This is a genomic window from Caballeronia sp. LZ065, from assembly GCF_031450975.1.
Classification (GTDB): domain Bacteria; phylum Pseudomonadota; class Gammaproteobacteria; order Burkholderiales; family Burkholderiaceae; genus Caballeronia.
In genome coordinates, this window is the sequence record NZ_JARUXV010000004.1 from 774,717 (window position 1) to 795,747 (window position 21,031).

The window sequence follows — 21,031 nt, forward strand, 5'->3', positions numbered from 1 at the left end:
CGTTGACCGACATCGACTGAAACTGGACGGCCATTCAGCGTAAGCGGCCGACAAACCTCTCTTGACGAATGGACTAGCGGATAGGGGCCGCTTGCTGCCGGCGATGAGGCAGCAAGCTTGCGATATCGCGAACTCTATGGAGATGGCAGTCGCGTCAGGACGTCTTTCAGAGAGGCGTGTGGTGCGTTCCCGTTGAGTTGCGTACGAGTGTCTCGTTCGCCAGCAGAGGGTGAGCGCCTCGGTTGCATCGACTCAAGGCCCGTCACCCGGAATTCGACGTTCACCTTGACGTGACCGACGTCAACGTCGATCTCACCAATGGGCAGATCGACGCTGCCATCCGCTATGGCAGCCGCCATTATCCGCGCGCCGTCGCCGAGCGTATTCTCGAACAAACCGTCACACCGGTGTGCAGTCCGGCGTATCGCGCCGAGATGGGCGGACTGCCTGATGTGGCCAGCGTTGCAGCTTGCACGTTGCTGCACGAAGATCGGATGCTGGCAAACTGGGAACGGTGGTTTGCGCTAGCGGATGACGGCACGGTCCGAAGCGGTCGTGGGCCAGTCTACAGCCATGGCAGCATGGCCATCGAGGCCGCCATCCGCGGGGAAGGCGTAGCGCTTGGGCGCAGCGCGTTGGTCGCAGATGACATCGCGGCCGGACGTCTCGTCGCGCCGCTCCCCGACATTCGACTCATCGCCGAGCGTGGCTACGACCTCGTCTGCCGAACCGGGAATCGCGACCATCCCAAGGTGTGCGCCCTGCGTGATTGGCTAGCTGATGAAGTACGGGAATTCGTAGCCAACTCTTGATGCGCAATAACGTCGACACCTGACGGCCCATTCCATGGTGGCGTGCTCGATCGAGCGCTTACCGTGATTCCATGACGGCCCGATACGCATATCGACGCAGGTTATCGTCGTCGTATGCCGAACTGAGCCGCAACGATCCGCCCAGCATCCTCGTCCGAGGATTCGAGCACAGGGGTTCATGCACGCAGCATCGGCACGCTCGTGTGGAACTTCATGAAGCGAGCCGCCGTTCGAGGGTGCGCTGCCGTGCCTAGGTCTGCTGCTCTTCCGATAAGCGTTGTGGCAGCAGACTTTCAAATACGTCGATCCAGTTTTGAGGAGAAAGGACCTGCCGCACTCCCGCTCGCGACACGCAAACCATCCGGGTCGCGTGAAAGGGCGTGACGAGCTCAAGTCTCAGTTCGACGTCGAAAGACGCCACACGCAATCCGTGACGCTCGCAGACACTCCGGAAGGACTCGAATTCCTCATCCTTCAAGCTCGATCGATCGAACATGTGTCCATTGCCTGATTATGTGCTTGCAGAAAATCCTAGCATGCCGCCAGGCATCGCCGGATTTTTGCGCGACACGCGCGAGCATTTGAACTCGGCGCTGATGGAGGCGCTCGACATGCTCGCCCGGCGCGCAAACACGCGCGCGGCCCGGCAATCGCCGCCCTGACCGTCAGAACAGGCTGCGCTGCGGATGCTCAGGCTCCGCAGGCCATGCTGCCGGCAGCGGCTGCGTCCGCAGCCAGCGTTCGATCGCATCAATCACATGCTGTCGTTCGAGGGCATTCAGCGCCCGTCCCGCCGGGATCTCATGCCACTTGGCGAGACAGGAGCGGCAGCACGTCGCCGTCGCATGCTGCGCGATGAACACCGGATGTCCGCGCATCGGCGTCTGCTTGCCGTCGTTGGGCGGCGCCGGCGGCGCGAGACGCCTGCCGATCATGACGTGCGCCTGCGCAAGCACCGTCTCCATGCCCTTCTCGCCCAGATACTTCCCCTCCCGCACGCCGAGCGCAAAGCGCCGCCGGAACGCCGACCGGGCGAGTGCGGAGAAGACGGCGTCGAGATCGCGCATGGCGGAGTCAACTGCCGTAGAGCGTGGAATCGGTGAAACCGTCGGCGGACAGCACGCGGCCGACGAGCACCATCGCCGTGCGTTCGACGCCCGCCGCGCGCACCTTTTCCGCGATGTCCGCGAGCGTGCCTTCGATGCGCGTCTCGTCGGGCCAGCTCGCGCGAAACACCACGGCCACCGGACAATCCGCGCCGTAATGCGGCACCAGGTCAGCGACGATGCGCTCGATGTGACGCACGCCGAGATGAATCGCGAGCGTCGCGCGGTGTCGCGCCAGGTCCGCGAGCGCTTCACCCGGCGGCATGGCGGTGCGGGTGGCGTAGCGCGTGAGGATGACCGTCTGCGAGATGCCGGGCAGCGTGAGTTCGCGCCGGAGCGCCGCCGCCGATGCGGCCGTCGCCGTCACGCCGGGCACGATGTCATAGGGGATGCCGAGTGCGTCGAGCCGGCGCATCTGCTCGCCGATCGCGCCGTACAGCGAGGGATCGCCTGAATGCAAGCGTGCGACGTCCTGGCCGGCGACGTGCGCATCGTGCAGCAGCGCGACGATCGTATCGAGGTCGAGTTCGGCGGTATCGACGCACTTCTCCGCGCGATGACCGGCGAGCACTTCCTTCGGCACCAGCGAACCGGCATAGAGCAGCACGGGGCACGTGCGGACCAGCCGCTGCCCCTTTACGGTGATGAGTTCGGGATCGCCGGGTCCCGCGCCGATGAAGTAGACAGTCATGCTTTGGATGATGGTTGAGACGCGAGGGCGTTGAGTGCTTCGGCGACGGTGTCGAAACTGCGGTCGGCGGCGGCCAGATCGGGACGCGCGAGCATGATGACCGGCAGGCCGCGTTCGCGCGCGACCGTCAGCTTCGCTTCGGTCGCGCGTCCGCCACTGTGCTTGCTGATGACGACATCGATGCGGGCCGCGTCGAACAACGCGGTTTCGCCTTCGATGGTGAACGGGCCGCGCGCGTCGATGATCCGCGCGCGTGCGTTGCCCGCATGCGCTTCGAGACAACGGACGGTCCAGTATTGCGAAGCGGGAATCTCGTCCAGATGCGCGAGCGGTTCGCGCCCGAGCGTGAACAGCGGCCGGCCGAATCCGGCGATGCCGGCAACGATGCCGCGCCAGTCGGGAACGAAGCGCCAGTCGTCGCCGGACTGTGCGGGCCACGCGGGACGGCGCACGGCCCACAGCGGCACGCCCGCGGCGTCGCACGCGGCACGCGCGTGACGGCTCATTTGCGCGGCATACGGATGCGTGGCATCGACGACCAGCGCGATGTGCGCGTCACGCAGATACGCGCCAAGCCCGTCGATACCGCCAAACCCGCCGACGCGCACCGTGCACGCCAGATCGTCCGGCACGCGCCCGAGGCCCGCGAGGCTATAGACGTGACCGGCGGGCAGTGCGCGCGCGAGCGCGAGCGCGTCGCCGGTGCCGCCCAGCAGGAGAATCCGCTTCATGTCGCGCCGGCCGTGCAGGAGGACGAGCGCAGGCCGCTCATGGCTTGCTCGCTTGCAGCAGCGTGATGGGCAGCGCCTGGCGCCAGGTATCGAAACTGCCGAGCGGCTCCGCCTGGGCGACGGCGATGCGCGTCAGTTCGCCGCCGTGACGCGCGCGCCATTCGACCAGCGCCATCTCGCTCTGCAACGTGACGGCGTTGGCGACGAGCCGTCCGCCCTGACGCAGGCGCGACCAGCACGCATCGAGCAAGCCGGGCGCGGTCAGCCCGCCGCCGATGAAAACGGCATCCGGCGCGGGCAAGCCCTGGAGCGCGGCAGGCGCCTCGCCCTTCACGAGTTGAAGCGCGGGCACGCCCAGCGCGTCGCGGTTGTACTCGATGAGCCGCTGCCGGCTCTCGTTCGCTTCGATCGCGATGGCACGGCAGGCCCGGTGCGCGCGCATCCATTCGATGCCGATCGAGCCACAGCCCGCGCCCACGTCCCACAGCAGTTCGCCGGGCTGCGGCGCGAGATGCGCCAGCGTCACGGCACGCACGGCGCGCTTGGTGAGCTGGCCGTCGTGCCGATAGGCGTCGTCGGGCAGGCCGGGGGTCAGCGGCGGTCCGGCGTGGCCTGCGTGCGTGCGGCAGTCGATCGCGATCAGATTGAGCGCTGCGACGCGCGGGTCGCGCCAGTCGTCGGCCCGTTCGTCGATACGGCGTTCGCTTGCGCCGCCCAGATGCTCGAACACGCTCATGCGGCTCGCGCCGAAACCGTGCGCGGTGAGCAGCGTGGCGACTTCGGCGGGTGTGGCGCCGCCGGCGCTCAGGACGAGCAGACGCGCGCCGCGATGCACGTCGGCGAGCAGCGATGCCGCCGGCCGGTTGACGAGCGACACGCACGCCACGTCCTGAAGCGCCCAGTGCAGGCGCGCCGCGGCCAGCGACAGCGACGACGGCGCGGGCAGCACGCGCATCTCCTCGCCGGCGACTTCACGCGCGAGCGTTGCGCCGACGCCGAAGCACATGGGATCGCCGCTTGCGAGCACGCAGATGCGGGTTTTGCCGTCGCCGCGTTCGGCGAGCACGGCGTCGATGGAAAAGGGCCGGGGCCACGGCACGCGGCGCGCGGCGATGCGGGGCGGCAGCAGCGCGAGATGGCGCTCGCCGCCATGGATGGCCTGCGCTTCGACGAGCGCGCGGCGCGCGGCGCGGGACAGGCCGTGCCAGCCGTCCTCGCCGATGCCAACGACGGTCAGCCAGGTCGACATGCGGCATCTCCTCGATTTGGTTCCGGACCTGCGAGGTGACCCGTGCGCTGCGGCGCGCAAGGGGCCGATGGGGCCGGATGGTCGGTAAAAGCGGGCATAATACAGGTCCGCCGGGGCTGGAGGATGTTGGCTCCAGGCATGGGAGCGCGCAGCGGAGTTGTAGTTGCCCTTGCCATTGTACGCAGCGAGTCCGGGCACTCGCGCCCCTGATTCACCGCAAAACAGCGCGGCGCGAATGACGACCTCCAAACCAGGCGACTTGCCAACCGAACGTTTTCGCGCGACGCCAACCCGACCATGCAATCCGGTTCGCACATCACCTGCGAAGCCTCACGGGCCATGCCTTTGATTTCACTCGACCATCCCGCGCCTGCGACCGCACCCCGCACCTCCGCGTGTCCGGGACTGATGCGTGTCGTGTCCGCGCGCGATGGCGGTCTCGCGCGCCTGCGCCTGACAGGGGGCGCCCTGAGCGCCGACGCCGCGCGAGCCGTGGCGCGGGCCGCGCGCGAGTGCGGTTCCGGCGTGATCGAAGTGACCAATCGTGCGAACCTGCAACTGCGCGGCATTCGCGCCGATGCCCATGCGCGCCTCGTCGACCTCGCTTCCACTGCGGGCCTGGCTCCCGCGAGCGAAAGCGCCGACGACATTCGCAACCTGATGCTGAGCCCGCTTGCGAGCGATGCCATGCGCACGCTCGCCGCCGATCTCGTCGCCGCGATGCAGGCCGATACCGCGCTGCACGCACTGTCGCCGAAATTCGCGCTGCAACTCGATGGCGGCGAGCGCCTCGCGATGCTCGATCATCCGCATGACCTGTGGCTTGCCGCGCTCGATGGCGGCGCGCGTTTCGCCTTCGGTCTCGCCGGCACGATTCCACAACATGAGCACGATGCACCCGCGCTCGGCGTGATTCCTCGTGGCGATGTCGTCCCTTTCGTGACCGGCGTGCTCCGACGCTTCCTTGCGCTTGCACAGCCCGACGAGCATCGCATGCGCGATCTGCTGGCACGCGCCGGATCGCGCGCGCTCGCCTTCCCCGAGCCGGACGCGGCGTTGCATGCCTGGCGGCGCGCTTCCTCCGATGCCACGCTGCGGCTCGGCGCGCACGCCGACACGAACGCAAAAACAATGGCCTACGCCGGCGCACAAGCCCCGCTCGGCCGCCTTGACGCCGCCACGCTCGACGCCCTCGCCGCCCTTGCGACGACCTACGCCTCGGGCCGCCTCGCGATGACGCCATGGCAGAGCGTGCTGATCCCTGACCTTGCGCCGCACGCCGCGCACGATGTCCTGCGTGAACTGCGCGCGCTCGGCCTCGCCACGGAGACGCGCGATCCGTTCGCGCGCCTGATCGCGTGCGCCGGTTCCGCCGGCTGCGCCAAAAGCCGCGCGGACACCAAGGCCGATGCCCAACGCCTGGCCCCTCTTCTCCCCGCGCACGCTTTGACGCAGGTGCATCTGAGCGGGTGCGAGCGGTCGTGCGCGGCGGCGCATCCGGTCGCGGCGACACTGCTGGCTCGGGCGCCGGGACATTACGACCTTTATCGCGGCGAGCATCTCGCTGCATGCAATCTGACTATCGAAGAGGCGGCTGAACGGCTCGCCCGGAGCACGACCGATGCTTGACTACATCCGCGACGGCGCGGAGATCTATCGCCAGTCGTTCGCGACGATCCGCGCCGAAGCCGACCTCGCCGCCGTCCCCGCCGATCTCGAAAAACTCGCGGTGCGGCTGATTCATGCCTGCGGCATGGTCGATATCGTCAGCGACCTGCGTTTCTCGCCCGGCGCGGGGCTGGCCGGCCGCCGCGCGCTCGCGGCCGGCGCCCCGGTGCTGTGCGATGCGCGCATGGTCGCCGAAGGCATCACGCGCGCGCGCCTGCCCGCGGCCAACCGCGTGATCTGCAGGCTCGCCGAAGGCTCGGTCCCCGAACGCGCCCGGGCACTGGGCAACACGCGCTCGGCCGCGGCGCTCGAACTCTGGCGGCCGGACCTCGAAGGCGCGATCGTCGCGATCGGCAATGCGCCGACGGCCCTGTTCCATCTGCTCGACATGCTCGACGCCGGCGCACCCCGGCCCGCGCTGATCCTGGGCTTTCCGGTGGGGTTCATCGGCGCGGCGGAATCGAAGGCAGTGCTCGCCGCCGACAGCCGCGGCATCCCGTATGTCGCGCTGCTCGGCCGGCGCGGCGGCAGCGCGATGGCCGCCGCCGCCGTCAACGCGCTGGCTTCGGAGGTCGAATGATGAGCGGACGTCTCTATGGCCTGGGCGTCGGTCCGGGCGATCCGGAATTGCTCACGCTGAAAGCGCTGCGCCTGCTGAAGGCCGCGCCAGTGGTCGCGTATTTTGTGGCGAAGGGCAAGAAGGGCAACGCGTTCGGCATCGTCGAGTCGCATCTCGACGATGCCCAAACCCGCCTGCCGCTCGTCTACCCGGTCACGACCGAAGCGCTCGAACCGCCGCTCTGCTACGAGACCATCATCAGCGCGTTCTACGATGACGCGGCCCTCGAAATCTCGGGACATCTCGAATCCGGACGCGATGTCGCCGTGATCTGCGAGGGCGATCCCTTCTTTTACGGCTCGTACATGTATCTGCACGACCGCCTCGCCACGCGTTTCGAGGCAGAGGTCGTCCCCGGCGTGTGTTCGATGCTGGGCGGCGTCGCGGTGCTCGGCGTGCCGCTGGTGTATCGCAACCAGAGTTTGTCGGTGCTGTCCGGCGTATTGCCGGAAGCGGATCTGAAGCGCCGCCTCGAAGCCGCCGACGCCGCCGTCATCATGAAGCTCGGCCGCAACTTCGAGAAAGTGCGCCGCGTGCTGGCCGAACTCGGCCTCGACAATCGCGCGCTCTACGTGGAACGCGCGACGATGGCGAATCAGCGCATCGTCGCGCTCGATGAAGTCGATCCGATGGCGTCGCCGTATTTCTCGCTGCTCGTCGTGCCGGGGAAGAAATGGCAGGCCTGACGGGGAAGACCGCGCCGGCCATCGTCGTGCTGGGCAGCGCCGCGCTCGACACCGCGCGACGCATCCAGGCGCACCTTCCCGGCGCGCGCATTCATGGGCTGGCGAGCCGCGTAGACCCTCACACCGCCGACATCGCCTATGACGATTTCGGCGCGCACCTGCGTTCGCTGTATGCGGCGGGCACGCCGGTGGTCGCGCTGTGCGCCGCGGGCATCGTGATCCGCGCGCTCGCGCCCTGTCTCGTCGACAAGGGCGAGGAACCGCCGGTGCTGGCTGTCGCTCAGGACGGCAGCGCGGTCGTGCCGCTGCTCGGCGGCATCAGCGGCGTGAATGTGCTGGCGCGCGAGATCGCCGCGTGTTTGCAGGTCACGCCCGCCATCACGACGAGCGGCGAGCTGCGTTTCGGCCAATGTCTGCTGGCGCCGCCCGAAGGCTATGCGCTGGCGGACATCGAGCACGGCAAGCGCTTCGTGTCCGGGCTGCTGGCGGGCGAGACGACGCGCATCGAAGGCCACGCGCCCTGGCTCGACGACGCGCCGCTCCCGCGCGCCGCCGACGCGCGTCTCGCCGTGCGCATCACGCCGTATAGCGCGGCCACGGCTATACCCGAGAGTCTCGTGATACATCCGCGCTGCGTGCTGGCATGGATCGACGACAAGGGCGTCGAAGGCGATATCGCGGAACGGATGCGCGTCGCGCTGCACGAGCGCGGTCTCGCGCCGCTCGCGCTGGCCGCGCTGGCTGCACCGCTGCGGCACGGATCACTCGAGGCGCTCACGGAGGCCGCGCAAGCGCTCGGCGTGCCGCTGCGCCTGTGCGATACCGCGCCCTTCGACGCCGCAGGCTCGAACGGCGTCGCGCTGCACATCGCGGATACGCCGGTCGATGCGCAGGCCATCGGCCGTGCGCGCGGCACGCTGACCGTGCTGGGCATCGGCCCCGGCAGCGCCGACTTGCTGACGCCGGCCGCGCGCCGTGCGCTCGATCAAGCGCAGGACGTGCTCGGCTACGAAACCTATGTGCGCATGGCCGGGCCGTTCCGCGACGACCAGCGTGTGCACATGACCGACAACCGCGAGGAATTGCAGCGCGCGCGGCATGCGTTCGACCTGGCGAGCGAGGGGCGGCGTGTGGTCGTGGTGTCGTCGGGCGATCCGGGCGTGTTCGCCATGGCGGCGGCGGTGCTCGAAGCGCTCGACACCGGTGCTGCCGATCATGCCGATTGGCACATGGTGAAGCTTGCGATCGTGCCGGGCGTGTCGGCCTCGCTGGCGACGTCGGCGCGGGCGGGCGCGCCGCTGGGTCACGACTTCTGCGTGCTCTCGCTGTCGGACAACCTGAAGCCGTGGAGCGTGATCGAGAAACGCATCGCGCATGCCGGCGAGGCCGATCTGGTGATGGCGTTCTACAACCCGCTATCGAAGGCGCGGCCCTGGCAGTTCGACCGCGCGATGGAGATCGTCAGGCAGCATCGACGGGCGGAAACGCCGGTTGTGCTGGGACGGGACATCGGCCGTCCGGGCGAACGCCTGCGCATCGTGACGCTGGGCGCGCTGACGAGCGATCTCGTCGACATGCGGACGATGGTGATCGTCGGGTCATCGACCACGCGGACCGTGGGGGACTGGGTTTATACGCCGCGGTGGTATGAGTGAGGCGTTAGCGGGAAGGTGAATGGATGCGGCGGTTCGGGTCGATCACCATGGCCTTCACCAGATGGTCCAGGTCCTTGCTGTGATACAGGTCGAGGCACTTGAGCAAGTTAAAGCGAATGTTGAGGCCGTTCGTTTCGGCTTCGGCGAATGGGTTGTGATAGTCGCGGTCCAAGTAGGCCTTGACGAGCGATGTGATGGCCTGGGGCGTTCGGTCCAGATCGTAGTAGGTCCAGTCGCGCAGCGCACTGACGCTGCTTCCGGAATCGATCCGCGCGTCCTCATTGCTGTTGTAGGCCGTTGCGATGCAGGCAGCCAGCACCATGTCTCTGTAGTTTTGGGCGTAGGTGCGTTGGGATGCTTCTGGCGAATTGGCGGCGACTGGCGAGCCGATAAGGACCATCCAGGCGACAAGGCGCCGCAGAACAGCGGCTCCACACCGCGACTCAGACGCAACAGGTTGAAGCATGCAACGCCCTCAGCGGAAGTCAGATTGACCAGCATTCTGGGCGGCAATCGATTCACCGACAACGATGCGAAAGCTTTTCCCGACGAATTCAGAGGAATCGCAGCAAGCCGGCATAAAACCCGACGCGCATCACTCCTCCGACATCACCTCCCCCGCCGTCACATACTCCGCCTCCCACTCCCGCGCGAACGCCCTGCACCGTCCGACGCGAACGGGATGCTCATCAAAATCCACGACCACGATATGGTCCGCATCCCTCGGCCGATCCGGCTGCTCATTCGTCCGCCCGTCCGTCAGCAGCCACAGTGAGCGCCGCTGCGACGGCCTGCGCCGTGCCGCGCGCGTCAGCAGCGCCGTCGCACGCGCCAGTCCGAGCGTGAGCGGCGTGCCCCCGCCGCCGCCGATCGGCGCGACCCAGCGCTCGTTGAAAACATGCGCCGCACCCGGCTGACGGCGCACTTCCGCGCGCCCCCCGCCAAAACACACCAGCGCAATCTCCGCACGCTCGCGATACGCGCGATCGAACAAGGCGACCAGCATGCCCTTCGCGCGCGCGAGACGTTCGCCCGCGAGCATCGATGCCGAGCAATCCAGCACGAAACAATGCAACGCGGCGGCCTCGCCTTGCTTGCGCCGAACCCGCAAATGCTCCGGCTGAAGACGCGCCGCGCGCCGGGCGCGCAGCGAAGCCGGCCAATCGATGGACACGCTTGCATCGCCCTCACGCGAGACGTGACGGCCGGGTGAACGCGCCGCGCTCCATCGAAGACGATGCTCTCCGGCATCCGCGTCCCGCCTTCGATGGTTCAGGCTTTTTTTGCGGCGAGCGGCCTCACGTGCTTGATCTTCGCGATGCCGGCAGGCTCGGGCGGAAGATGGCCCCAATCGGCATCGCCGGAATCCGATTGCGAAGGCGCCGGATCGCGGTCCGGCGGCGGCAAGGAAGAAGAAGACGAAGACGCATCCCCCTCGCGTCTGCGATGCCGCAACACCGCATCCGCCACGTGCTCGACATGCGTGACCGTGACATCGGCAGCCCCGTCCAGCGCCGCCAGCGCGCGCGCCGCGCGCAGCATCACAAGATCGGCGCGCAGTCCGTCCACATGCGCCGCGATGCACAGTTCGCTCACGCGCGCGTGAACGGCATCGTCGAAGGTGAAGGAAGCAAGCGCCGCGCGCGCCGCATGAATGCGCGCATGCAATGCCGCCTGCGCCGCTTCATGCCGCGCACGAAAGGCTGCTGGATGGGCATCGAATTCGAGCCGCGCCTTGACGATCCGCTGGCGCACGGCCGCGTCGAAACAGTTGCTCATTTCCACCGCCAGCCCGAACCGGTCCAGCAACTGCGGCCGCAATTCGCCCTCTTCCGGATTCATCGTGCCGATCAGCACGAAGCGCGCGTCATGCCGGTGCGAAATGCCGTCGCGCTCGACGATGTTCACGCCGCTCGCCGCCACATCCAGCAGTTGATCGACGAGCGGGTTCGGCAGCAGATTCACTTCATCGACATACAGGACCCCGAGATGCGCCTTCGCGAGCAAACCCGGCGAGAACGTCACGCCGCCGTCGCGCAATGCGCTCTGCAAATCCAGCGTGCCGATCAACTGCTCCTCGCTCGCGCCGAGCGGCAGGCTCACGAGCCGCCCCTCCGGCAACAGTTCGGCAAGCGCGCGCGCGGCCGTGGACTTCGCCGTGCCGCGCGGCCCGCTGACCAGCACCCCGCCGATCGACGGATCCACCGCCGCCAGCAACAACGCCTGCTGCAAGCCGTCCTGACCCACGAGCGCAGCGAACGGAAACACCGGAAAAGAAAGAGATGGGTTCAAGACTGTCGGCCCTCGATGCGTTGCTCGACATCGAGCAGATGTCGCTCGACCTGATCGCGATAATCAGCGGGGTTCTGCCACAGGCCGCGCTCCATGGCTTCGAGCAGCCGCTCGCAGATCGATTGCAGCGCGTGCGGATTGTGCCGTGCAATGAAGTCGCGCGTGGCGGGATCGTTCACATAGGCATCGGTGACGAGCGCGTATTGATGATCCGACACCACGCGCGCGGTCGCGTCATAGCCGAACAGATAATCGACCGTCGCGGCCATTTCGGAGGCGCCCTTGTACCCATGCCGCTTCACGCCGTCGATCCATTTCGGATTCACGACCCGCGCACGCACCACGCGCGCAATCTCCTCGTGCAGCGTGCGCACGCGCGGCGCGGCGGGATTGCTGTGATCGGCGTGATAGGCCTGCGGCTGCACGCCGGATAGATAGCGCACCGCCGCGACCATGCCGCCCTGGAACTGGTGATAGTCGTTCGAATCGAGCAGATCGTGCTCGCGGTTGTCCTGGTTCTGCAAGACGACATCGAGGGTCGAGAGCCGCGTGCCGAAGCTCGCGCGCGCCTCCACGCCGTCGCCGGACTGCGCATAGGCATAGCCGCCCGTGCTTTGATAGGCGGCGGAGAGATCGGCGTCCGTCTGCCATTGCTTCGCGTCGATCAGTTCCTGAAGCCCCGCGCCATACGCGCCCGGCTTCGTGCTGAACACGCGCCAGCCCGCTTGCTTCCGCGCTGTATCGGCATCCATGCCGCGCGCCATCAGCTCGTCGCGTTCGCGCAGGATGCGTGCGCGGATCGGATTGACGTCGGCGGGCTCGTCGTCGAGCGCGGCCACGGCCTGCACGGCGGCGTCGAACAGATGCATCAGGTTCGCGAAGGCATCGCGGAAAAAACCCGATACCCGCAATGTCACATCGATGCGCGGCCGGTTGAAGATCGAGATCGGCAGGATCTCGAAGTCCGTCACCCGATGGCTGCCCGCCGCCCACTTCGGCCGCACGCCGATCAACGCAAACGCCTGCGCGATATCGTCGCCGCCGGTGCGCATCGTCGCCGTGCCCCACACCGACAAGCCGATGGCCCGCGGAAAATCGCCGTGATCCTGGACATGCCGCTCGACCAGCGCATTCGCCGACTTGAGTCCGAGCGACCATGCCGCTTGCGTCGGCAACGCGCGGGTATCGACCGAATAGAAGTTGCGGCCCGTGGGCAAGACATCGGGACGGCCGCGCGACGGCGAACCGCTTGGACCCGGCGGCACGAAGCGCCCTTCGAGCCCGCGTTTAAGCTGCAGCAGTTCCTGCGGCCCGCACGCATCGAGACGCGGCAGCACTTCGCGCCGCAAGCGCCCGAGCACCAGCGACGCGTGCGCGCCGGGCGCCTCCTGCGCGTCGTCCGACAATAGTTGCATCGCTAACCATTCGAGGCGTTCGCGCGTATCGCCATGATGCCGCCACGGAACGTCGCTCACCGCCGCGAGCGCCAGCGGACGCGGACCGGTCCACGGCGCGGCCCAGTCCGAATCGAGCGGGTCGAAGTCATCGCCGAGTTGCAGGTCGCGTGCGAGCGCCGTGATGAGACTGGCGTTCGCGCCCTGTGCATCGCCGACAGGAAAACGCCCGAGCGCCAGCAGCGTGTCGTTCCGCTGCGTGCCCTTCGGCGACACGCCGAAGACATGCAGGCCGTCGCGGATCTGCGCTTCCTTCAGCTCGCAGAGATAGGCATCGGCGCGCGTCAGCAACGTGTCTTCGCCCGCGATGTCGCGCGGAGCATCGAGGCCGAGTTCCTCATGCAGCCGGTTCTCGACGATGGTCCTGAGAATGGACTGGCGCAACAGCTTCGCGCGGCGCACGTCCACCATCAGCGCTTCGTAGTATTCGTCGACCTGGCGTTCGAGGTCCTGCAAGGGCCCGTAGTTCTCCGCGCGCGTGAGCGGCGGCATCAGGTGATCGATGATGACTGCCTGCGCGCGGCGCTTGGCCTGACTGCCCTCGCCCGGATCGTTGACGATGAACGGATAGAGATGCGGCATCGGGCCGAGAATCGCATCGGGCCAGCACGATGACGACAACGCGACGCTCTTGCCCGGCAGCCATTCGAGATTGCCGTGCTTGCCGACATGCACGATCGCATCCACCTGGAAACGCACGCGCAGCCAGAAGTAGAAAGCCAGATACGCATGCGGCGGGACGAGCTCGGCGTCGTGATAGCTCGCGTAATCGTTGCGTTCGCGCGAACGCGCGGGCTGGATGCCGACGAACACCTCGCCGCAGCGATACCCCGCGATCATGAAGCGGCCGCGCCGCACGGTGGGATCGTCTTGCGGCGAACCCCAGACGGCTTCCAGCGCGGCGCGCGCATCGGCTGGCAGGTTGCGATACGCGTCGAGGTAATCCTCCATCGACAGGCTTTGCAACGCGGGCCGCATATCGCGCACGAGCGGATCGTTGGTCACGCCTTCCGTCAACGTGCCGATCAGCGCGTCGCCATCTAGCGGAATCTGGCCGACGCGATAGCCTTCGCGCGCGAGCATCGACAGAATGCCGATGGCCGATGCCGGCGTATCGAGCCCGACGCCATTGCCGATGCGTCCCTCGCTGGCCGGATAGTTGGCCAGCACAAGCGCGATGCGCTTCTGCGCATTCGGCGCCTGACGCAACCTGCACCAGCGCCGGCTCAGTTCGGCGACGAAACGCACGCGTTCCTCGTCCGCCTGGTAGCGCACCACATCGACCTGCGTGTGCTTGCAGTGATAGGCAAGTCCCTTGAAGCTCACCGCGCGCGTGATGATGCGGCCGTCCACTTCGGGCAGCGCCACGTGCATCGCGACATCGCGGGAGTTCAGGCCATGATTGGACTGCTGCCAGTCCTCGCGATTGCCGCCGCTCAGGATGACCTGCAACACGGGTGCATCGCCCGCGACTTCGAACGCCTCGCTCTCGCCGATCACGCCCGCCGCGAATGCCGTGGTATTCAGCACGAGCGCCGCATGCTGCTCCGCGCAGACGCGCTCGACCACTTCGCGGCTCACGCTGTCTTTCAGTGAAGCAATGGCGATGGGCAGCGGGTTCAGGCCTTCGCGTTCGAGTGCTTCGACGAGCGCATCGAAGACGGCCGTGTTGCCCGATTGCAGATGCGCCCGATAGAACAGGATGGCGACGACCGGTGCGCCCTTCGTCCAGCGCGCCTGCCAGTCCGCGACCGTGGCGATCTCGTGTTCGGGATGATAGATGGCCACCGCGGGCAGCGCGGCGGGCGGCGGCGGCTCGGTCCCGTAGTCCAGCGCACGCCGCGCGATGGCGCGCAGAAACGCTTCCGCATTGCGCGCGCCGCCTTCGCGCAGATAGCGCGAGAGCTGGCGGCAGAACGCCGGATCGACGGTGCTTCTGGCGATCAGGTTCGGGTCTTCGGTGAGATCGCCCGAGAACATCGCGAGCATCTGGCGCTGCTGGTTCGCCAGCGTCACGAGGCGCTCGATGCCATACGGCCAGTACGATTCGCCGCCGAGATGATCGACGACCACGACCTGTGCATGACTCAGCACATCGTCGACGTAGAAATCGACGGACGCCGGCTGACGCAGGAACGCCTGATTCGCGAGCCGCACTTCGGGAAAACCGGGCTCCAGACGCGGCACCACGCTCGCCAGCAAGGCGAGCGTGGTATCGGCGGAACTGAGAATGACGATCGGCGCGCGGGTCTGCTCGATGCGCATGACGCCCTGCGCGTCGTCGACGAAACCGCCCGGGGTCGTGCGCAGCAGATGCATGGCGCGTTACGCCTGAGCGGGAGCGCTTGCGAGCGCAGCTTCGAAGGCGGGCTGCAACGCGTCCGCGCTCAAGTCCTCGCCGATCAGCACGAAGCGGCTCTGCTGCCGGTCTTCGTGCGCTTCCCAGCGACGGTCGAAGTAGCTGTCGAAACGTTGCCCGACGCCCTGCACCACGAGCCGCATCGCAGCGCCCGGCAACGCCGCGAAACCCTTCACGCGATAGATCGTGTGCTGCCCGACGAGCGCCTGCAACGCGGCGATCGCCTGCTCGCGCGATGCAACCGGCGCGTGCACGACGACCGAATCGAACTCGTCGTGGTGGTGATCGGCGTGACCCGCTTCGTCGGGCGAGCCATGATGATCGTGGCGCAGGTGAATGGTCTCTTCCGATGCCGCCTCGAGACCGAGCAACGCGTGAATGTCGAGCTTGCCCATGTGCGCAGGCACGATCTTCACTTCGGCGGGAATCTCGGGACGCACGAGCGCTTCGACCTTGTGCAGCGCCTCGGCGTCCATCAGGTCGGTCTTGTTGACGATGACGAGGTCCGCCGACGCAAGCTGGTCTTCGAACAACTCATGCAGCGGCGATTCGTGATCGAGATTCGGATCGGCCTTGCGCTGTGCATCGACGGCGACCGGGTTCGCCGCGAACTGTCCGCTCGCGGCGGCGGGGCCGTCGACCATGGTGACGACTGCATCGACGGTGAAGGCGTTGCGGATCGACGGCCAGTTGAACGCTTGCACGAGCGGCTTGGGCAGCGCGAGGCCCGATGTCTCGATCAGCACGTGATCGATGCTGTCGCGCCGTTCGAGCAGCTGTTCCATCACGGGATAGAACTCCTCTTGCACGGTGCAGCAGAGACAACCGTTCGCGAGTTCGTAGAGATTGCGGTCCGGAGAAGCAGATTCGTCGTCGCAGCCGATGCTGCAACCTTTGAGGATCTCGCCATCGATGCCGAGTTCGCCGAACTCGTTGACGATCACCGCAATGCGCTTGCCCTGGGCGTTGGACAGGATATGCCGCATCAGCGTGGTCTTGCCGCTGCCGAGGAAGCCGGTCACGACTGTCACGGGAATCTTGCGGGTTTGCATCGTGGCTCCGGGGGTGGTGTGGCGTTTGGGTGCGCCAAGGCGCGGCAGGTGCGGCGCAGGCGGGATGTCGGGCGGCATCAACTGGACGATGCTGTGCGCTGTGTGTTCGTGTCACCGTTGCCGGCGCCAGACCGGAATGCCGCAAAGCCTTGTCAGGCAAGCCGGACACAAATTTTAGCACGGGGGTTTTGGTACGGCAGCCTGTCTCGAAGAGGAAACTTGAAGGGCGTCGCGTACCAGGAAACGTTCATGCATTGCACGTTAAAATCCCCACTCGCCCCTCGACAACCCACCCGCCTCGCGATGAACCCCGCCATCGATCGCGCCCTGCCGCTCCGCTCGAAGCTCGCCGTAGGCATCGGCTGCAGGCGAGGCACGAGCGCCGATGCAATCGAACACGCGGTGCGAGCCGCGCTCGGCCCGCATGCATTCGGCGATATCGCCATCGTCGCCACCATCGACACCAAGCGCGCCGAGGCCGGTCTGCTTGCCTTCTGCACACGCCACCATCTGCCGTTGCGCTTCTTCAGCGGCGCGGAGATTGCGCAGGCGCCGCACACGGCGCGCTCGCATCACGCGCGCAAACATCTGAATGTGGACGGCGTCTGCGAGCCCTGTGCGCTGCTCGCGGGCAACTCGGCCACGCTCATCGTGCCGAAGACAATCGATTCCGGCGTAACCGTCGCGATCGCAGCGGCGCGCGGAGCATTCGGAAGCGGCGCTTGACTACGGGCACCGCGCCACCCGGCACAGCTTCCTTGCGTGCCAGCGGCTTCGCGGCCACGGGCTTGAGTTTGTCGTAACAAAGCCAGATCAGTATGGTCAGTGCCACGAGTTCGAGATAGAGATAAAACGCGTCCATCGTGTTGCTCCGAATGACTGTCACTGCTGATGCTTCACCGAAGGATCGGCATCGCATTCACGCGGCGGCCGCAGCGACCAGATCCAGCCGAGCAGCACGCCGTAAAAAACGAGCGAGGCCACACCAACGACGATCACGACAAGCAGGCTGTCCATGGATCTCTCCCTGAATGGTTCACGGATGCAGCAAGCGAAGGGCGCTGAGCCATGTTTCGTGATTCCTCGTGATGCCGTTTCCTTGTTGCGCAACGAATGATGACCGTGATGAATTAGCCCTGTATGAGCGGGGAAACCCGCGACTCGGAAAGCCTCGTGCGGTACGATACGGCCGGTTCGTGCCTCGACTGGCCGTCCTCGACCCTCCCGGAGATCACGTGAAAACCGATACCGAAGCGCATCTGCGCATGACCCAGCGGCGCAAGGAAGGCCATGAGAAAAAGCAGGCCTCGGCGGATCACGAGAAAGGCCTGCTGATCGTGAACACCGGCAACGGCAAGGGCAAGACCACGGCTGCGTTCGGCATGGCGGTGCGCGTGCTCGGACACGGCATGAAGCTTGGCGTCGTGCAGTTCATCAAGGGCGCGCTGCATACGTCGGAGCGCGATTTCCTCGGCGCCATCGCGAACTGCGATTTCGTCACGATGGGCGACGGCTACACCTGGAACACGCAGGATCGCGAGGCCGATATCGCCACCGCACGGCGCGGCTGGGACGAGGCGCGCCGCATGATCGAGAGCGGCGAGTATCAGATGGTGGTGCTCGACGAACTGAACACCGTGCTCAAGTACGACTACCTGCCGCTCGATGAAGTGCTCGACGTGCTGAAGGCGCGCCCCGCGATGCTGCATGTCGTCGTGACGGGACGCCACGCGCCTGACGCCCTCGTCGAACTGGCCGATCTCGTCACCGAGATGCGGATCGTCAAGCATCCGTATCGCGAGCAGGGCGTGAAGGCCCAACGCGGCGTGGAGTTCTGAACGCGATGCCGCACTGTCCCGCCCTCTTCATCGGCGCGAGCGCATCGCACCAGGGCAAGACCACGGTCACCGCCGCGCTGGCGCGCCATCACGCCCGTCGCGGGCTGAAGGTGCGGGTCTTCAAGACCGGCCCGGACTTTCTCGATCCAATGATCCTCGAACGCGCGTGCGGCGCGCCCGTGTACTCACTGCATCTGTCGATGGTCGGCCTCGACGCCTGCCGCGCGCTGCTCGCTCAGGCGGCGCGCGAGGCCGATCTGATCCTCATCGAAGGCGTGATGGGCCTGTTCGACGGCACGCCGAGCAGCGCCGACCTCGCCGCTGCCTTCAAAGTGCCGGTGCTCGCAGTGATCGGCGCACACGGCATGGCGCAGACTTTCGGCGCCATTGCATTCGGGCTCGCGCGCTATCGCGAGGACGTGCCGTTTTACGGCGTGCTCGCCAACCGCGTGGCCTCGCCGCGCCATGCGCAGATGTTGTCGGAGACCATTCCCGCAGGGCTGCTCTACTGCGGGCATCTGTCGAATGCCGACGATATCGCTTTGCCCGAACGGCACCTCGGTCTCACGCAGCCCGCTGAAGTCGCGGGCCTCGACGCACGCCTCGACCGCGCCGCCGACGCCATCGCTCATACCGCGCTGCGCGAGTTGCCGCCGCCCGTGCACTTCGACGACGCGACGCTGCCCGAGCCGCCACGCCTTCTCGAAGGCGTGCGCATCGCCGTCGCGCACGACGCCGCGTTTTCGTTCATCTATCCGGCAAATCTGGATCTGCTGGCTGCGATGGGCGCAAGCATCGAGCGCTTCTCTCCGCTCGCCGACGAACCCGTGCCCACCGCTGCCGATGCACTCTATCTGCCCGGCGGCTATCCGGAACTGCACGCGGCCACGCTGGCCGGCAACCGGCGCACGCGTGCGTCGATCGAAACGCATGTCGGGCATGCGAAGCCGGTCGTCGCGGAATGCGGCGGTATGCTGTATCTCGTCGGGTCCCTGACGATCCTCGACGGCACGCAGCACGCGATGCTCGGCATCCTGCCCGGCGCGGCCTGCATGCAGCGCAAGCTGTCGCGCCTCGCGATGCAGCGCATCGACACCGCGCATGGCGCGATGATGGGCCACACGTTCCATTACTCGACGCTCGACTCCCCGCTGCAACCCGTGCTCAAGGCCGCACACGCGACCACGGGCGCCGAGGGCGAAGCGCTCTATCGGCATGGACCGGTAACGGCCACCTACATGCACGCTTACTGGCCGTCGAACCCGGCCGCAACGGCCGCACTGTTTCGCGGCGACTCGCTCTCTCCATGACGCAAGACACTCAAGCACCGTTGGATCTGGCTTTCACCATCGAGCGCGCGATGACGCAGGAACCGGTCGGCTCGCCCTGTACGAACGTCTGCAAGCTCGACGCCGATACCGGCCTGTGCCTCGGCTGTTTCAGAAGCCGCCAGGAGATCAAGACCTTCCGTTCGCTCGATGATGAAACGAAGCGCGCGCTCTTCGATGAACTGCTCGCCCGCCGCGCGGCGCGGCGCTGATACGCAAAAAAGCCCGCGCTCCTCACGGAACGCGGGCTTCGTCGTGCAAGCGCCGGCGATTCAAGCGGCAGCCATTCTCCGCACCGGCGGCCGTTCGAGCTCACGCGCAGCCAGCGCGCCGAACAGCAGCCCGAGCGTGGTCCAGATCAACGCCTGAATGCCGATGGCGGTCACGCGGAAGTTCCACAGCAACGACGCCGAAAAGCCTTCGGGCACTTCATCGACGTGCGGCAGCGCGACCTGCGCAATCACCATCACGACCCCGTAAGCGAGCGCGGCGATGAGCGTCGCATTCCACGCGCCATGCCGTGCCGTCAGACGCCGCTGCCAGCGCACGGCCCACACCATGGCCGCAATCGAAAGCGCCACCATGGTGAAGAACAGCGCGGTACGCGGTCCGATCGTCGCGGCATTGCCCACGGCGGGCGGATTGGGCGGGTACTTGAGGAACGGCACGATGGCCACGCTCACGAAGCCGAACAAGGCCAGCAGCGCCGACGTGCCCCGCGCATGCAATGCGCCGAGCCGGCCATACGCAAACGCGAAGACGAGCGAGAAAATCCCGCCCAGCGCGGTGCCGAACACGACGACGCCCGTCAACAGGCCGAGGCCCGCTTGCGTGCCGCGCGAAACCAGCTCTTCGTCGCCGTGATCGTGGCTGTGACCGGCGCTGGCGGAGGCATCAGCGGCGCCATGCTCATGTTCAGGCGCGGCCTCCGCATGCTCATGCTGCTCCTCGAAGGCAATGGCCTGCGCCACCGAAGGTTCGCCGAAGCCACGCGCGAAGCCGAAGCCAATGAGGCCCGCGACCAGTCCCGCGAGCATGCCGCGTATCAACAGGGTGCGAATCATGCCGCGCCCTCAGTGGCAGGGAAAGCCGAGCAGATGCCGGCCGTCGTGAACGAATTCGTGGATGTACATGCCCGAGAAGATCGACGTCGCGCCCTGTTCGGCGCCGACAAAATAAATCGCGATCAGCAGGATCAGGCCGATGAACACGGCCCAGGGCAGGACTTCGCGCACCGGCAGCGGCACGGGTGCATCGAAGGAAGGGGAAACCGGTGCGGCAAAGCCCGGCGCGTTGGAAGCATTCATGGTGTTTCTCCAGGGAAAAGCGCGTCCCGATTGACGAACAGCATGCAGCGGGGTCTGACTCGCGGCGCGCCGCAGGGCGCTGACGGACCGCTTACAGTGGCGCGACCGTGCCGGGTTTGCACCGGCTTCCTCGCACTGCAGGCTTGCCATTCTATGATGATTGCCGGCAAAGTAAAACGATAAC

General features: G+C 66.9%; 22 protein-coding genes and 1 riboswitch. Of the genes, 10 read left to right on the plus strand and 12 right to left on the minus strand.

Going from position 1 to position 21,031, the window contains the following annotated elements; all coding sequences use genetic code 11:
* The first annotated feature begins 242 nt into the window (after positions 1–242).
* Both QCE63_RS30070 and QCE63_RS30075 read left to right on the plus strand, forming a co-directional pair.
* Positions 243–812 (plus strand): LysR substrate-binding domain-containing protein, encoded by a 570-nt coding sequence (locus QCE63_RS30070; RefSeq protein WP_309838164.1) that lies wholly within the window; start codon positions 243–245, stop codon positions 810–812.
* 536 nt (positions 813–1,348) lie between these two features.
* On the plus strand, positions 1,349–1,474 hold the full coding sequence (locus QCE63_RS30075; protein ID WP_309838165.1) for a hypothetical protein: 126 nt from the start codon (positions 1,349–1,351) through the stop codon (positions 1,472–1,474).
* Between the two features lie 3 nt (positions 1,475–1,477).
* On the opposite strand, the gene QCE63_RS30080 is transcribed toward QCE63_RS30075, so the two are convergent.
* Genes QCE63_RS30080 through cbiE form a run of 4 tightly spaced genes read right to left on the minus strand, consistent with a single transcriptional unit; the run spans position 1,478 to position 4,589 of the window.
* Positions 1,478–1,879 carry a DUF4186 domain-containing protein gene (locus QCE63_RS30080; protein ID WP_309838166.1) on the minus strand — a complete coding sequence of 134 codons (402 nt, stop codon included), beginning with the start codon at positions 1,877–1,879 and terminating at the stop codon, positions 1,478–1,480.
* A 7-nt stretch (positions 1,880–1,886) separates the two neighbouring features.
* Positions 1,887–2,609: a precorrin-4 C(11)-methyltransferase gene (cobM, locus tag QCE63_RS30085; protein WP_309838167.1), complete on the minus strand. Its 723-nt coding sequence runs from the start codon at positions 2,607–2,609 to the stop codon at positions 1,887–1,889.
* Positions 2,606–3,340 carry a cobalt-precorrin-6A reductase gene (locus QCE63_RS30090; protein ID WP_309838168.1) on the minus strand — a complete coding sequence of 245 codons (735 nt, stop codon included), beginning with the start codon at positions 3,338–3,340 and terminating at the stop codon, positions 2,606–2,608. Before QCE63_RS30090 ends, cobM begins: the two co-directional genes overlap by 4 nt.
* Before the next feature lie 37 nt (positions 3,341–3,377).
* The gene (gene cbiE, locus QCE63_RS30095) at positions 3,378–4,589 is read right to left on the minus strand and encodes a precorrin-6y C5,15-methyltransferase (decarboxylating) subunit CbiE (RefSeq protein WP_309838169.1); all 1,212 of its coding nucleotides are present in this window, start codon (positions 4,587–4,589) and stop codon (positions 3,378–3,380) included.
* A 339-nt stretch (positions 4,590–4,928) separates the two neighbouring features.
* On the opposite strand from cbiE, the gene cobG reads away from it, so the two are divergent.
* From cobG to cobJ, 4 genes are read left to right on the plus strand one after another with little or no spacing between them, the layout of a single operon-like run.
* Positions 4,929–6,218 (plus strand): precorrin-3B synthase, encoded by a 1,290-nt coding sequence (gene cobG, locus QCE63_RS30100; RefSeq protein WP_309838170.1) that lies wholly within the window; start codon positions 4,929–4,931, stop codon positions 6,216–6,218.
* Positions 6,211–6,837 carry a precorrin-8X methylmutase gene (locus QCE63_RS30105; protein ID WP_309838171.1) on the plus strand — a complete coding sequence of 209 codons (627 nt, stop codon included), beginning with the start codon at positions 6,211–6,213 and terminating at the stop codon, positions 6,835–6,837. The genes cobG and QCE63_RS30105 overlap by 8 nt, the downstream gene beginning before the upstream one ends.
* Positions 6,834–7,562, plus strand: coding sequence for a precorrin-2 C(20)-methyltransferase (locus tag QCE63_RS30110; RefSeq protein WP_309838172.1), 729 nt, complete (start codon positions 6,834–6,836; stop codon positions 7,560–7,562). The genes QCE63_RS30105 and QCE63_RS30110 overlap by 4 nt, the downstream gene beginning before the upstream one ends.
* A complete protein-coding gene (cobJ, locus tag QCE63_RS30115; RefSeq protein WP_309838173.1) occupies positions 7,550–9,217 on the plus strand; it encodes a precorrin-3B C(17)-methyltransferase in 1,668 nt (555 codons plus the stop codon). Before QCE63_RS30110 ends, cobJ begins: the two co-directional genes overlap by 13 nt.
* Before the next feature lie 4 nt (positions 9,218–9,221).
* Here the strand turns inward: cobJ and QCE63_RS30120 are convergent, their stop codons facing one another.
* The 5 genes from QCE63_RS30120 to cobW all read right to left on the minus strand — a co-directional run bounded on the left by QCE63_RS30120 (position 9,222) and on the right by cobW (position 16,374).
* Positions 9,222–9,683, minus strand: a complete 462-nt coding sequence (locus QCE63_RS30120) for a type VI secretion system amidase immunity protein Tai4 (protein ID WP_309838174.1) — start codon at positions 9,681–9,683, stop codon at positions 9,222–9,224.
* Positions 9,684–9,812: 129 nt separating this feature from the next.
* Complete coding sequence (locus QCE63_RS30125) at positions 9,813–10,385, minus strand: VWA domain-containing protein (RefSeq protein WP_309839336.1); 573 nt, start codon at positions 10,383–10,385, stop codon at positions 9,813–9,815.
* A gap of 104 nt (positions 10,386–10,489) precedes the next feature.
* Positions 10,490–11,509, minus strand: coding sequence for an ATP-binding protein (locus QCE63_RS30130; RefSeq protein ID WP_309838175.1), 1,020 nt, complete (start codon positions 11,507–11,509; stop codon positions 10,490–10,492).
* Positions 11,506–15,282, minus strand: a complete 3,777-nt coding sequence (gene cobN / locus QCE63_RS30135; RefSeq protein WP_309838176.1) for a cobaltochelatase subunit CobN — start codon at positions 15,280–15,282, stop codon at positions 11,506–11,508. Before cobN ends, QCE63_RS30130 begins: the two co-directional genes overlap by 4 nt.
* Before the next feature lie 6 nt (positions 15,283–15,288).
* Positions 15,289–16,374, minus strand: a complete 1,086-nt coding sequence (gene cobW, locus QCE63_RS30140) for a cobalamin biosynthesis protein CobW (RefSeq protein ID WP_309838177.1) — start codon at positions 16,372–16,374, stop codon at positions 15,289–15,291.
* Between the two features lie 303 nt (positions 16,375–16,677).
* On the opposite strand from cobW, the gene QCE63_RS30145 reads away from it, so the two are divergent.
* Positions 16,678–17,100 carry a cobalamin biosynthesis protein gene (locus QCE63_RS30145; RefSeq protein ID WP_309838178.1) on the plus strand — a complete coding sequence of 141 codons (423 nt, stop codon included), beginning with the start codon at positions 16,678–16,680 and terminating at the stop codon, positions 17,098–17,100.
* Positions 17,101–17,256: 156 nt separating this feature from the next.
* On the opposite strand, the gene QCE63_RS30150 is transcribed toward QCE63_RS30145, so the two are convergent.
* Entirely contained in the window at positions 17,257–17,391 is a 135-nt protein-coding gene (locus QCE63_RS30150; protein ID WP_309838179.1) for a hypothetical protein, read from the minus strand.
* A 218-nt stretch (positions 17,392–17,609) separates the two neighbouring features.
* Between QCE63_RS30150 and cobO the strand changes: the two genes are divergently transcribed.
* Genes cobO through QCE63_RS30165 form a run of 3 tightly spaced genes read left to right on the plus strand, consistent with a single transcriptional unit; the run spans position 17,610 to position 19,752 of the window.
* A complete protein-coding gene (gene cobO / locus QCE63_RS30155; protein ID WP_309838180.1) occupies positions 17,610–18,212 on the plus strand; it encodes a cob(I)yrinic acid a,c-diamide adenosyltransferase in 603 nt (200 codons plus the stop codon).
* A gap of 5 nt (positions 18,213–18,217) precedes the next feature.
* On the plus strand, positions 18,218–19,522 hold the full coding sequence (locus QCE63_RS30160; protein WP_309838181.1) for a cobyrinate a,c-diamide synthase: 1,305 nt from the start codon (positions 18,218–18,220) through the stop codon (positions 19,520–19,522).
* Positions 19,519–19,752, plus strand: coding sequence for a DUF1289 domain-containing protein (locus QCE63_RS30165; protein ID WP_309838182.1), 234 nt, complete (start codon positions 19,519–19,521; stop codon positions 19,750–19,752). The genes QCE63_RS30160 and QCE63_RS30165 overlap by 4 nt, the downstream gene beginning before the upstream one ends.
* Before the next feature lie 60 nt (positions 19,753–19,812).
* Here the strand turns inward: QCE63_RS30165 and QCE63_RS30170 are convergent, their stop codons facing one another.
* Positions 19,813–20,604 (minus strand): CbtA family protein, encoded by a 792-nt coding sequence (locus QCE63_RS30170; protein WP_309838183.1) that lies wholly within the window; start codon positions 20,602–20,604, stop codon positions 19,813–19,815.
* A 9-nt stretch (positions 20,605–20,613) separates the two neighbouring features.
* Complete coding sequence (locus QCE63_RS30175; RefSeq protein WP_309820468.1) at positions 20,614–20,847, minus strand: CbtB-domain containing protein; 234 nt, start codon at positions 20,845–20,847, stop codon at positions 20,614–20,616.
* A 28-nt stretch (positions 20,848–20,875) separates the two neighbouring features.
* Positions 20,876–21,002, minus strand: a riboswitch (cobalamin riboswitch).
* Positions 21,003–21,031: the final 29 nt, after the last annotated feature.